Origin of the sequence: Citrobacter sp. CK206 (assembly GCF_030333125.1) — a bacterium.
Taxonomy (GTDB): domain Bacteria; phylum Pseudomonadota; class Gammaproteobacteria; order Enterobacterales; family Enterobacteriaceae; genus Citrobacter_B; species Citrobacter_B koseri.
Map to the genome: position 1 here is coordinate 468,192 of NZ_JAOWGM010000030.1, position 12,793 is coordinate 480,984.

The window sequence follows — 12,793 nt, forward strand, 5'->3', positions numbered from 1 at the left end:
TCTCCTTATTTGCCCCAGTTGAGCGCAGGCGTGTGAACCGGCGCATCCCAGAGCGCGAGCGTTTCATCATCCACTTTTAACAGGGTGATGGAAAAGCCGGTCATATCCAGAGAGGTGCAGTAAGAGCCGATCAGGTTGCGTTCAATGGTAATGCCGGTTTCCTGACAGCGGCTTTCAAGCCGGTTATAGACGCCGAACAGTTCAGACAGCGGCGTGGCGCCGAGGTTGTTGACCAGTGCAATGACGCGATCGCCACGCTGCAACGGCTGTTTGCTCTGCTTATCTTCCTGCCAGCTTCCCTGATGATGATCCCAGTGACGCAGCGTGCGGCTGTATGCGCCGTTTTCCAGCAGCGTGTCAAACATTTCATCGACAGTTTGATCGAGAGAAGAGAAGGGGCGACGGTCAATGCCGGGTTCGCCGTGAATTCCCACGCCAAACTCCATTTCGTTATCCTGCAATGTGAAGGACGGTTTACCCGCCGCAGGCACGGTACAGGCATTGAGCGCGATGCCGATTGAATGCCCCTGATTATTCAGCTTACGGCCAAGCTCCGCGCAGGCTTCCAGCGTGTCACCGCGTTCTGCGGCCGCGCCCACCAGTTTTTCAATTAATACCGTATTGGCGACGCCGCGACGACCGGCGGTATAAAGGCTGTCTTTGACCGCTACATCATCATCCACCACGACGGTGGTGACTTTTACGCCGCTGTCGTGCAGCAGTTCCGTGGCGGTTTCAAAATTCAGGATGTCGCCGGTGTAATTTTTAATGATCAGTAAGACGCCTTCGCCGCCGTCAATGTGCATGGCGCACTCAAACATTTTGTCTGGCGTCGGCGAGGTAAAAATTTCGCCCGGGCAGGCGCCGGAGAGCATGCCTGGCCCAATATAGCCGCAGTGCATGGGCTCATGCCCGCTGCCGCCGCCGGAAAGCAGCGCCACTTTTCCTGCCACTGGCGCATCTGACCGGGTAACGTAGACCGGGTCCTGATGCAGCGTCAGCGTCGGGTACGCTTTTGCCAGACCAGCGAGTTGCTCGTTCAGTACCTCTTCTACACGGTTAATCAGCTTTTTCATTATTTTGCTCCGCATCTTCTGCTGTAGGGGTATCGGTTGTGTACCATGACACGGCTACCACTCACTGCCGATAACCTTATTGTGCAACAGTGAGCGGAAAAGAAAATTCGGCCATAACATGTTTCATCAACGGAACATTTATGCTTAATCATGTTTCATTATGGAACGCAAAGGCGAGGTAATCGTCAGAATTGCGATCCCGACCAACGAATGCCGCCGCTTTAAGCGTAAAAACGGGGGGTTAGAAACGAGAAGGGAGGTGATTAATTGCGATTAATTTGCCCTGTTCCAGTTCGATATAGCCGCCTTTTTTTAGCGCTGACAGCATCTTCATCACGCTGCTGCGCGAAAGGCGGGTACGTTCAAGAATATACTGGTAGGCCGCCATCTGAGAACGGATGCTTTCCGGCTCTTGGCTTAGCGCCTGCAACTGGTAGCACAGCAGATCGTAAGCGGTCGGCGCTGTCGCCATTTCATTCTGGATAAACAATTTATTGGTGACGATGATCATATGCTTTGCCATGATCTCCCACAGGTGCTTGCGCTCAATGGTTTCCATCACGTCATCGAGGGGAATTGTCGCCGCTTCGCACTCTTCGAGCGCGCGAATCAGCAGTTTATCCGACAGGGCGCTGGTGAACCCCAGGGATACCGGGGCAGAAGCTATCCCCAGCAACAGACTATTTTCGATGTTCTCAATGCTTACGACGCCCGTGCGGAAAAACAGGCACTGGTGCTCGCCCCCCTGGACGAAGACAAAGCGACTTCCGCGAGGATACCGTTTGAAATCCTGTTCTGACGTGAGTGCGTTGAGCAGCGCAATTGCGTAGGGCGAAGGCTGCTTCAGTTGATTAAAGGAAGAATCCAGGGGCATGGTAGGTGTTATCCGGTCACTGTCGTTGTCATTCTATTTTAGTGGCTCTGCGTTAATGCGTGTTGAACATAGCTAGTATTTCAGGGGAATATTCTGCTGAATTTGCTTCAGAACACCGCGATCGGTCACGATGTAGCCGCCTTTTTTTAAATCGGCCAGTATCTTCATCACGCTGCTGCGCGACAGGAATGTTCTTGACTGAATATAATTTGCGGCAGTTATATTTTGTCTGAATTCATTAGACTCACGCATTAATTCATACAGCTGAGCGCGAATAATATCATAGGATGTCGGCGCTGAAATGCGCGTACAGTGGTCGTACACCCGACCGGCGGTGTAGATAAGCACCTTCGCCAGACTTTCCCAAAGATTCTCATTTGCTATAACGTCGTTAACTTTCTCCAGCGGAATAAAGGCGATCTCAGAGCACTCCTCACTGCGCATCAGCAAATATTCAGCATCAACCAGTTGATTGCTGAGGCCAAAAATAAAGGGGGCGACTTCTGAGTTAAGCATGAAGCCGTCCCGAGCTCTGAAAACCCCGATGGTTCCCTTCAGCAATAAATAACATTGATGTGGTCTATTATTTTCGTTGTTAATAATTTGTCTGCATTTTGTTTCTCGTGTGTTTGCGTGTGGCTTCAGGTGCGCAATCAGTTTTTCTACATGTTCAATTGGCTTCAGAGGCAGAGCCTTATACATACTTGATTCAATAGCTATTTTGGTTTCAGGCATGATCCGTCCTCCCATATAATAGTCTCTGTAATAGCGTAACGTCTTGCTTGAGCTAATAATTATGGTGACAGACTAAAAATAAGTGAATCCAGAACAAGGTGTAAAATTACACCAAAAAATCACTTGAGCAAATATGTGCATTTATATGAAAATTTAAATTAAGGAGAACTTAATTGACATCGCGCCTTGATTCAGGATTCAAACCGCTGACGTGATGCGGCCCGGAATGCTGAAGGGGAAATCGCATGTTATTTATCTCCTTGTCTTTACGATGATAGCCAAAAATAAGCGTTTCCCGGCAGCCCATTTCCAGAGCAGAAAATGTATGGACATTATGTCGTAACGCGATAAATAAACAGGTGTTAAGGATAGCGATGATGAAAAAAAATATGATAGCGATGGCGCTTTCCGCTGCGGCCATTTTGTCAATATCACATGCGATAGCGTATGACGGCACGGTCAAATTTGTGGGTCAGGTTCTTGATACCGCCTGTACCGTAGATATTGGCGCCAATAATACGATGACCGTTGATATGGGAAGTGTCTATAAAACAGCGTTTACCAACGCAGGGGATGAAGCGTCAACGACCAAATTTACCTTGCGTCTGATTAACTGCCCCTCTTCCGTCACGTCCGCGCGGGTGAAATTTGATGGCGTTAATCATTCGGGTAATACCGATCTGTTGGCGCTGTCCGCCGATCCCGGTTCGGCAAGTGGGGTGGCCATTCGACTGATGACGGCAGACAGAGCGCCTTTAGGCCTTAATCAGATCAATGGCTATTCCTATTCACTATTAGATATGGTTGACAACCAACTGGATTTCTACGCCGCCTATGTCGCCACCAGCGTGCCTGTTGTGCCGGGCGTCGTGAATGCCGTAGCAAACTTCACCGTTAACTATAACTGACGAGCATATGTTGTTTGGGGGGCCGATAACCGGCCCTCTCAGAGGTTTATCATGAAAGTATTACGTGTTTGCGCCACCGCGTTGGCGCTGTTTGTTATCGGCGTTTCCAGTGTGAATGCTGGTGTTTCCATTGGCGGAACAAGGGTTATTTACGATGGCGGTAAAAAAGAAGCGTCATTAAGCGTCAGTAATCCCGATAATATTCCGTATTTAATTCAGTCGTGGATCGAAACGCAAAATGACGGTAAGGGCAAAGCTCCTTTTATTATTACACCGCCGCTTTACCGGCTTGATAACGGGCAGCAAAACGTAATGCGTATTATTCGGGCGGGAAATCTGCCTGAGGATAAAGAGTCCCTGTTTTGGCTGAATATTAAATCGATACCGTCGGCCCAACGTAAAGATAATACGTTACAGATTGCGGTTAAAACACGAATAAAACTGATTTATCGGCCTGCGTTGCTGAGCAAGTCAACGCCTGAAGCGCAGCTCGGAAAGTTAAGCTGGAGCCGGAGCGGGGCGTTTATTCAGGTAAATAACCCCACGCCTTATTACGTTAATTTCAATGAAATTACCGTATCCGGTAAGAAAGTTGACAATGTAACGTTTGTGGCGCCGGGGAGTACCGCCCGTTTTGCACTGCCTTCGGGCGGAAATGGCGGAAGCGTGAAATTCAGGATTATTAATGATTACGGTGGAATCAGCGAGGAGTACAGCGGTTCTGTTTAAGTAGCGACGGGTCGGGATTACGTTAATGATGATAGCCAAATATATAATTAATCCGTATCCGGCCAGGCTTGTATTGTTTATCTCCCTGGGAATATTCAGCGTGCTGAATGAGGTTCTGGGTCGGGATTACTTTAATCCGGCGCTACTGGAGCATATATCATCCGGTAGCGAGAATATCGATCTTTCTGGTTTTGAAATGGGAGGGCAGGCACAGGGCACTTACCATGTCGATATTATCCTCAACGGGCAGTTTCTGGACACGCAGGATATCGCATTCAATAAAACACCAACGCCTTCTGGTGAGGATGTGCTTGAGCCCTGCCTGTCGGGGGAAATGTTGCAACGCTATGGCGTTAACATCGCGCAGTATCCGGGTGTGCAGGGCAAAGGGGATTGCGCCGATTTGTCCGCTATTCCACAGGCTTCAAGTGAGTTCCAGTTTTCGACGCAAAAGCTGTTGTTAAGTATTCCGCAGGCGGCGTTATCTGCCAGAGCGCGGGGGGATGTCGCGCCGGAACTCTGGGATGAAGGCATTACCGCCGCGATGCTTAACTACAGTCTGAGCGGTGATAACAGTAATAGTCAGTACGCTAATTTGCGCCCCGGAATAAATATCGGCCCGTGGCGTTTGCGCAATTACACCACCTGGCGGCGCAGCGGTCAGGGCGATGAGGACTGGGATTCGATTTATACCTATGTCCAGCGCAATATCGTCCCGCTGAAAGCGCAACTGGTGCTGGGAGACAGCGCCTCTCCTGCGGATGTTTTTGACAGCATACCGTTTCGTGGCGGCCAACTTGCGTCGGATGACGATATGCTGCCCGATTCGCTGAAGGGGTATGCGCCCGTGGTGCGCGGTATTGCCCGCACCAATGCGCAGATCGTCATCCGGCAAAATGGCTACCAAATCTACCAAAGTTACGTGGCCCCTGGCGCGTTTGACATTACCGACATGTTCCCCACGGGAGGCGCCGGCGATCTGGAGGTCACGGTTAAAGAGGCGGATGGCAGTGAGCAGCACTTCACCGTCCCGTTCGCATCATTACCGGTGTTACAGCGTGAAGGCCGGTTCAAATATGCGTTAACCGGCGGGCGCTATCGCTCCAGCGACAGTCGTGTGGAACAAACCGATTTCGGCCAGGGAACCGCGATTTATGGTTTGCCGGGCGGTTTCACGCTTTATGGCGGCGTCCAGACTTCCCGTAACTATCGGGCGATAGCGTCCGGCGTCGGTAAAAATCTGGGAACGATTGGCGCGCTTTCTGCCGACGTAATCCAGTCATGGGCGCAACCCGCTGATGGCAGCAAGACTCAGGGGCAATCCTGGCGTGTGCGCTATAGCAAAAATAGCGTCGCGACAGGAACAAACTTTTCGATTGCGGGTTACCGATATTCAACGCGTGGTTACTACGGTATGCAGGACACTTTCGATACGTATGGCGGTAGTTCCGGGCAGATAACGAAACGACGTAACCGTATGGAAGCCAACGTCAACCAGTCCCTGGGCGCAGGCGGCGGATCGTTGGCGTTAAGCGCGGTACAGGAGGATTACTGGCATACCGGAAAACCGATGCAGTCGTGGAGCGTGGGGTATCACAATGCCTGGAACGGCGTGAGCTATAGCATCGCCTGGACGTTGAGTAAAAACGGCAGCGGCGATCGTTATGATAAAGACCAACAGCTGGCGCTGAATATCAGCATTCCGTTGGATCGCTTTATGAGCAATACCTGGGCCAGTTATGGCATGAATGCCAGCAGCGGGAATGGCGCGACTCATAGCGCAGGGCTGAGTGGAACGGCGCTGGCTGGTAACGCGCTGAACTGGAATATTCAGCAAGGTTACGGCACGGATGACGTGGGGTATACCGGTAGTCTGAGCGCGGATTATAAGGGTACTTACGCCGATGTTAGCGGGGGGTATCGTTACGATCGCCACTCGCAGCGCGTGAATTACGCTCTCGCGGGGGGCGTGCTGGCATATGCCGATGGCGTAACGTTCTCTCAGCCTCTGGGGGAAACCAACGTGCTGATTGGCGCGCCTGGCGCATCGGGGGTCGGGATTAAAAATCAGAGCGGCGTACGAACTGATTTTCGTGGCTACACCGTTTCCGCCAATGTTTCACCGTATCGCAAAAATGATATCGGCCTGGATACGGCATCCGTTGCGGACGATGTTGAACTGGCGCTTACCAACAAAACCGTTGTGCCAACCCGTGGCGCGGTCGTGAGGGCAGACTATGTCGCTAATGTTGGGCAGCGCGTGCTGTTGACGTTGACCAGGCCCCACGGTTCGACGGTGCCATTTGGGGCGATGGTGACGTTAAAAGGCGTGCAAGAACAACAATTTATTGTTGGTGACGAGGGGCAGGTCTATTTAAGCGGCATGCCGCCGGAAGGGACGCTGAATGTGGTCTGGGGACGTGACGGCGAGCAGCGCTGCACGGCAAATTATTCATTAACCGCAGCAGAGAACTACAGCGGCGTTAGCGTGACCGGCTCTCTTTGCCGCTAAGTGGGCTTACCTCGCGTGAGAATCTGACAATGAAACGAACTTATCTCTTATTCAGTTTACTGATGCTTTTTTCAGGGCTCAGCGTTGCCGATGACTGTACCGTGAATACGACATTATTTAATACCGTCTCAATGGGGAATATTGTCGTGCAGCGAGATGCGCCGGTAGGGGCAGAAATCGCCCGCGCCAGGGTCTCCGGGTATGCCAAACTGTTGGTCACGGCGCCTGGCGGTGCCGTCTATTGCAACGGCGCTTATGCGATCAATTACCTGTCAGCGACGCCTTCGCCGATAAATCATGTTTACAACACCAATCTGAAGGGGGTGGGAATCAGGCTATCCATTCCCGCAGGGGATTTTGTGCTGCCGTCAAATGGCGCCAGCTATATCTATAACCTCGGTAACTATGACGTGATGCTGATTAAAACAGCAACGATCCAATCGGGATATTTGACGCCGGGAGTGGTTGCACAGGGATGGTTTGGTACGCCGGATCATTCTTTTATGCAGATTTCAATGGGCGCCGATACCCAGGTGACGGCGCTCGCATGTTCGTTTTCCAGCCAGATTCTTAATTTTCAGCTCGGTGATATTAATGCCGCCGAGTTCACCGGCCAGCCCGGAGCCGTGCTGTCGCACAGCGATACGCAAAATCTGGGGCTGAACTGCGATCCGGGGGCGAATATCAATGTTGAACTGGCGGGAACGCAAAACCCTGATGCGCCGGCTGACGCCAGCGTTCTGGCGCTGACCGGGCAGGGTAGCCCCGAAACGGCAGGCGGCGTGGGAGTCCAGATAGTTTATAACGATGTGCCGCTGCAACTGAATAACCGCATCGTATTGAAAAAATCCGCAGGCGGGCAGGAGACATTTCCGCTGGTGGCGCGTTATTACCAGACGAAAAGCCAGGTGAAGCCGGGCAGCGCGAATGCCACCGCCACGTTGAATATTACCTACCAATAACCCAAGGAAAAAGTATGCCTGGAAGAAAACGCTGGCTGCTGGCCCTGATGCTGCTTACTGGTCAGGTATGGGGTCAGGGCGATCCGATCGCATTAAACATCAAAGGGAATGTGAAAGCCGCGCCGTGTCAGGTGAGCAGCGACAGCATTACTAAAACCGTTGATTTAACGGCAGGGAGTCCGGTAACGGCTTCATCAATGTATACCGTAGGGTCAACGACGCCGTGGGTCAGTTTTGATTTCAGCATTGAACATTGCCCGGAAGGCACAACCGGCGTGATGATTCAGTTTAACGGCAACGCTGATGACATGCATCGCGATGATATGTATCGCAATCTGGGTACCGCTACCCCTGTCGCGATACAGTTGCAGGCGGCGGACGGTCGACCGCTGGGCGACGGTCAGGTTCTGACCAGTGAAATTGTCGCACAGCGTTATACCTGGAATTTACGCGCCCGGCTCTACAGTGAACAAGGGCAGGTCTCACCGGGAACCATTGATTCGGTTGTGACGGTTTCATTGAGCTATCAGTAATTATTACCCGGAGCCGCGTATACATGAATATTGTCATCAGATGTCAGGATCGTTTTTATCAATACGGATTGCGCGCGTTATTGTGCGAAATATTTCCACCGAACCTGAATCGGACCACGCTCACCTTTAACGACTATGACTACGCAAACGCCGCCTGTGCCGATATCTTAATTCTGATGCTGCACCCCGGTGAACAGTATATTTGTCATGCTGAAATGCGATTTCGTGCGCCACGCCTGATGATTGGCCTGGTGGATAAAAAACATATTCCCGCGCGAGGAGAAATTCCCTCCTGTATAGAAAACATCGTGTTTATTCCGCTCAATGCAAGCGTCAGTAAGATCAGTAGAGTGATTAAGCAGCATTGGTTTTCTTTACAGCAGGCAAAAACGCCCCATGCCGTACACCACTGCGGGTATTGCCCGCATAAGACGCTTACCGGGCAACAAAACCAGCTCGCTGCCTTTCTTTATGCGGGGATGACGTCAAAGCAGATTGCTTACAAAATGGCGATCGGTCAGAAAACGGTGCTGGCGCATCGAAACGCGTTAATGACGAAATTCCGCTTAAGAACCGATCGTGAATTATTACTGTTTTTAAATGCGGTAAAGGAAAAAAACCGGTACAGAAACGGCATGTGCGAATCCTGCAATGATGACGATGGATGGCTTGTGTAAGCAATCCACGCAAAGGCGCGGATTGCGGGTATTACGAATGCTGTGGGTTGTGGGCGGCGTAGATGTCGCGCGCGTCCGTAAAGCAGCGCAGCGCGAGCGAGGAAACCGGCGCTTGCTTACGCATGATCAGGCCGACAGGGGCTTCAATGTTGGAATTGACGACCGGCGTAATATGGAAATTACTGTTTAAATTCTCCAGCCCATTATTGAGCGGCATAATGGCGCAACATATGCCACGCTGCACGGCCTGAATAATCTGGAATGTCGAATCGCTTTCGAAAATATGCTTAGGCGAGATTCCGGCTGATTTAAAACTCATATCCATGTGCTCTCTGTAATGCATACCTTTGGTCAGAAAACCCAGCGGGAAATTAATGAGATCGTTCCAGGAGAGGCTCTCATTTTCTATTTTGAAATGGCGCGTGTCGTGCAGCAGACCCATCCGGGTTTTCGCTAACGGGATAACATCAAACGGACTGACATCAATGTTATTCAGATAACATATTCCCAGCTCCAGCTGGTTGCTGTTTACGCCTTCGGCAATTTGCTCCGAGGTCATGGAATAGAGACTAAATTGCAGTTCCGGGTATTTGGGGGTTAATTCGCGAATAAACAGCATAGGATCGACGCTGGCGAGCGGCACCATACCCAGACGGAGCACGCCGACAACCTGTCCTTTGCAGAGCGCGGCTTCGGCCTGTAAGCCATCGTGCGCGGCCAGCAGGGATTTTGCCCATGCCAGAATACGTTCGCCTTCCGGGGTAAAGCCTTCAAAGCGTTGCCCGCGAACGATAAGCACCAGACCAAGCTCCTCCTCCAGATTGCGAATGCGCATGGAGAGGGTGGGTTGCGTGATATTACACTGCGATGCGGCCTTACCAAAGTGACGGGTCTGATCCAGCGCGATTAAATATTTGAGTTGTTTTATGTCCATCATTCATCTCTTCGGCAGACGGTCTGTTGGGGGCAAAGAAGAGGCTCCGGCAGCCGTTTGCGCTACGACATGGGTTCACATTATTGCATAAATGTATAAATTTTGTAACCGAATTGCGGCATAACAATACCGTTTCTGCGCGTCAGTGGCTGAAAAATAAATCCCCTTATTCAGCAGAACGCCATGAATAAGGGGCGAATTTTACAGCGCGCGAATTTCTTTTGAACGCAAGGTGATATTTACCGGTACGGATTTATAAGAAGGCGTACCGCTCTCTTTATCAATATAATTGAGCGGAACCAGAACATTGGCCTCGGGATAATAGGCGCCGACAGAACCTGCCGCAATGCTGTAGGCCACGACGGTGATATCTTCCAGGCAGAGATCGCTGTCAGGCAGGGCCGTTCGGATATCGACGCGATCGCCATGTTCAAGCCCTAACTGCTCCATATCGCCTTCGTTCATAAAGATAATGTCACGACGGCCAAATACGCCGCGATAACGATCGTCCATCGCGTAAATGGTGGTGTTGTACTGATCGTGACTTCGCAGGGTAATCAGACGCAGCGTATTTTCACCTTCGCCGGTCACGTTCTCGTTAACGCCGTGGAATACGGAGAACATAGCTTTGCCCGTCGATGTCGGCCAGACGCGTTCGGTCGGCGGCAGCGGCATACGGAAACCGCCAGGCACCCGGATACGATCGTTGTAATTGTCGAAACCGGGAATGGTTTGTTCAATCAGTTCGCGGATGAGATCGTAATCAGCAACCAGCTCCATCCAGCCGATTTTGCTGTTTGTCAGCGTGGCTTTCGCCATTCCGGCAATAATGGCTGGTTCCGAACGCAATAACGGCGACGCCGGTTTCAGTTTGCCGGAGGAGGCATGCACCATCGACATAGAATCTTCTACCGTGATGGATTGTCTGCCGGTGCGCTGAATATCCAGTTCGGTGCGCCCGAGGCAGGGGAAGATGAACGTCTCTTTCCCGACCAGCAGATGCGTTCGGTTCAGTTTGGTGCCGATGTGGACGCTCAAGTCCAGCCCGTGCATTGCCGGGAACCCCTGTTCGTGATCGGGCATTGCCACGGCAAAGTTACCGCCCAGGCAGATCAGCGCCCTGGCGCGCCCGTCGATCATGGCCTGCGTCGCCTGTACGGCGTCGTGTCCGTGTTTCGACGGGGGAACAAACCCGAAAACGTCGCTCAACCGTTCGAGGAATTCTGGCGCCGGTTTCTCGGTAATGCCGACGGTGCGGTTCCCCTGAACGTTGGAGTGTCCGCGAAGCGGGCAAATACCTGCGCCGGGTTTGCCAATATTGCCGCGCATTAACAGCAGGTCGGCAATCAGACGCACGTTCGCCGTCCCTTTGTTATGCTGGGTAATGCCCATGCCGTAGGTGATGATGGTGGCGTTGGACCTGGCGTAGGCTTCCGCGACTTTTTCCAGTTGCTCACGGTTTAAACCTGATTCGCGCTCAATGGATTCCCAGGAGGTTGCGGCAATATCTGCGGCAAAATCGTCAAAGCCCAGCGTATGGGCGGCGATAAACTCGCGATCCAGAACATCGCCACGCTCGGCTTCCAGCTGCAACACATGTTTGGCAATGCCTTTCAGCGCGGCGGCATCACCGCCAGCCCTGACCTGGAAATAGGTTGAGGCAATGTCGGTTGAGCTGTAGGTCGCCATTTCGATGATGCTCTGCGGGTCGGCAAAGCGTTCCAGCGCTCTTTCACGCAGCGGGTTAAAGACGATAATCGGCACGTCGCGGCGTGCAAGCTCGTGCAGCGTCCCCATCATACGGGGATGGTTTGTCCCTGGGTTATGGCCGATAGCGATCACCAGTTCCGTCTTTTCAAAATCATCCAGCGATACGGTTCCTTTACCGATGCCAATTGAGCGCGGCAGACCTACGCTGGTGGCTTCGTGGCACATATTGGAACAGTCGGGAAAATTGTTGCTGCCGTATTCGCGCGCAAAAAGCTGGAACAGATATGCCGCTTCGTTGGAGGCGCGACCGGACGTGTAAAATTCCACCTGTTCAGGGGAGAGACCGCGAAGCACTTCGCCGATGCGGGCAAAGGCCTGTTCCCATTCGACAGGGCGAAATGTGTCGCTTTCTTTGTGATAGGCCAGCGGATGAGTCAGGCGACCATACCCTTCAAGTTCGAAATCTGTTTTCTTCAGCAGCGCGCTGACGGTATTTTTGGCCAGAAACGCCGGTGTGACACGCTTGCTTGTTGCTTCCCACGTGACGGCCTTCGCACCGTTTTCGCAAAACTGAAACGTTGATTTATGTTCTTTATCCGGCCATGCGCATCCTGGGCAGTCAAAGCCGTCTGGCTGATTTGTGCGTAACAGGGTAACGGGTGCTTCAAGCGCGTCCATTTGTGTACGAACGGCAATGGCCGTTGCTTTTAACGCGCCCCAGCCGCCAGCAGGACCGTCATAGTGTCTGACTCCGGGAACTGAACGTCTTTTCTTATTCATATGAACTCCTGACTATTCTGGTCACATTGGCATCCTGAAATAGCTACATAACAGGTAGGGTTATTCCAGTGTATTTAACAATTACGTTTAGCGGCTGCGCGTTATATAAATAAAAGCCAGCCGGACAAATATCCATTTGAAAAGCCATTAACCTTATTTAAAAAATGGGTAATGGTGATGGTTAATAAATACAAACAGTTGTCTCTACCCGGGAGATAACAGCAACATCTTTTATTATTCGTTATATAAAACTTTATATAACAGATGGTGGAACCCAGTTAATTCGCGGGGTTTGCCCGGATTATGTGGCGTCTGCGCTGTCGATTTAAAGAAATTATAACAGGATTTTATCATTATCATAAT

11 protein-coding genes are annotated in these 12,793 nt (G+C 51.6%); 6 read left to right on the plus strand and 5 right to left on the minus strand.

All coding sequences use genetic code 11. The features are described from left to right. Positions 1-5 precede the first annotated feature (5 nt). The 3 genes from dhaK to OGX81_RS19525 form a co-directional block, all read right to left on the minus strand. On the minus strand, positions 6-1,076 hold the full coding sequence (dhaK, locus tag OGX81_RS19515) for a dihydroxyacetone kinase subunit DhaK (RefSeq protein ID WP_047463312.1): 1,071 nt from the start codon (positions 1,074-1,076) through the stop codon (positions 6-8). Positions 1,077-1,317: 241 nt separating this feature from the next. Further along, a complete protein-coding gene (locus OGX81_RS19520) occupies positions 1,318-1,950 on the minus strand; it encodes a winged helix-turn-helix transcriptional regulator (RefSeq protein WP_012132105.1) in 633 nt (210 codons plus the stop codon). Positions 1,951-2,022: 72 nt separating this feature from the next. Beyond that, entirely contained in the window at positions 2,023-2,685 is a 663-nt protein-coding gene (locus OGX81_RS19525; protein ID WP_024130277.1) for a winged helix-turn-helix transcriptional regulator, read from the minus strand. 377 nt (positions 2,686-3,062) lie between these two features. Between OGX81_RS19525 and OGX81_RS19530 the strand changes: the two genes are divergently transcribed. From OGX81_RS19530 to OGX81_RS19555, 6 genes are read left to right on the plus strand one after another with little or no spacing between them, the layout of a single operon-like run. Beyond that, positions 3,063-3,593, plus strand: a complete 531-nt coding sequence (locus OGX81_RS19530) for a fimbrial protein (RefSeq protein ID WP_024130278.1) — start codon at positions 3,063-3,065, stop codon at positions 3,591-3,593. Positions 3,594-3,644: 51 nt separating this feature from the next. Then, positions 3,645-4,322 (plus strand): fimbrial biogenesis chaperone, encoded by a 678-nt coding sequence (locus OGX81_RS19535; RefSeq protein ID WP_012132110.1) that lies wholly within the window; start codon positions 3,645-3,647, stop codon positions 4,320-4,322. 25 nt (positions 4,323-4,347) lie between these two features. Beyond that, positions 4,348-6,834: a fimbria/pilus outer membrane usher protein gene (locus tag OGX81_RS19540; RefSeq protein ID WP_104868573.1), complete on the plus strand. Its 2,487-nt coding sequence runs from the start codon at positions 4,348-4,350 to the stop codon at positions 6,832-6,834. 29 nt (positions 6,835-6,863) lie between these two features. Next, positions 6,864-7,796, plus strand: a complete 933-nt coding sequence (locus tag OGX81_RS19545) for a fimbrial protein (protein WP_104868574.1) — start codon at positions 6,864-6,866, stop codon at positions 7,794-7,796. Between the two features lie 14 nt (positions 7,797-7,810). Further along, positions 7,811-8,329 (plus strand): fimbrial protein, encoded by a 519-nt coding sequence (locus OGX81_RS19550; protein WP_104868575.1) that lies wholly within the window; start codon positions 7,811-7,813, stop codon positions 8,327-8,329. 23 nt (positions 8,330-8,352) lie between these two features. Beyond that, complete coding sequence (locus OGX81_RS19555) at positions 8,353-9,006, plus strand: helix-turn-helix transcriptional regulator (protein WP_104868576.1); 654 nt, start codon at positions 8,353-8,355, stop codon at positions 9,004-9,006. 31 nt (positions 9,007-9,037) lie between these two features. On the opposite strand, the gene OGX81_RS19560 is transcribed toward OGX81_RS19555, so the two are convergent. Next, entirely contained in the window at positions 9,038-9,940 is a 903-nt protein-coding gene (locus OGX81_RS19560; protein WP_024130280.1) for a LysR family transcriptional regulator, read from the minus strand. A gap of 201 nt (positions 9,941-10,141) precedes the next feature. Next, a complete protein-coding gene (locus OGX81_RS19565) occupies positions 10,142-12,430 on the minus strand; it encodes an FdhF/YdeP family oxidoreductase (protein ID WP_012132117.1) in 2,289 nt (762 codons plus the stop codon). Positions 12,431-12,793 lie beyond the last annotated feature (363 nt).

What these genes read in the sequence shown, in the direction of transcription:
- OGX81_RS19550 (WP_104868575.1), top strand. Translation starts at nt 7,811, where the DNA reads ATGCCTGGAAGAAAACGCTGGCTGCTGGCCCTGATGCTGCTTACTGGT.
- OGX81_RS19560 (WP_024130280.1), bottom strand. Translation starts at nt 9,940, where the DNA reads ATGGACATAAAACAACTCAAATATTTAATCGCGCTGGATCAGACCCGT.
- OGX81_RS19535 (WP_012132110.1), top strand. Translation starts at nt 3,645, where the DNA reads ATGAAAGTATTACGTGTTTGCGCCACCGCGTTGGCGCTGTTTGTTATC.
- dhaK (WP_047463312.1), bottom strand. Translation starts at nt 1,076, where the DNA reads ATGAAAAAGCTGATTAACCGTGTAGAAGAGGTACTGAACGAGCAACTC.
- OGX81_RS19555 (WP_104868576.1), top strand. Translation starts at nt 8,353, where the DNA reads ATGAATATTGTCATCAGATGTCAGGATCGTTTTTATCAATACGGATTG.
- OGX81_RS19530 (WP_024130278.1), top strand. Translation starts at nt 3,063, where the DNA reads ATGAAAAAAAATATGATAGCGATGGCGCTTTCCGCTGCGGCCATTTTG.
- OGX81_RS19540 (WP_104868573.1), top strand. Translation starts at nt 4,348, where the DNA reads ATGATGATAGCCAAATATATAATTAATCCGTATCCGGCCAGGCTTGTA.
- OGX81_RS19565 (WP_012132117.1), bottom strand. Translation starts at nt 12,430, where the DNA reads ATGAATAAGAAAAGACGTTCAGTTCCCGGAGTCAGACACTATGACGGT.
- OGX81_RS19520 (WP_012132105.1), bottom strand. Translation starts at nt 1,950, where the DNA reads ATGCCCCTGGATTCTTCCTTTAATCAACTGAAGCAGCCTTCGCCCTAC.
- OGX81_RS19545 (WP_104868574.1), top strand. Translation starts at nt 6,864, where the DNA reads ATGAAACGAACTTATCTCTTATTCAGTTTACTGATGCTTTTTTCAGGG.
- OGX81_RS19525 (WP_024130277.1), bottom strand. Translation starts at nt 2,685, where the DNA reads ATGCCTGAAACCAAAATAGCTATTGAATCAAGTATGTATAAGGCTCTG.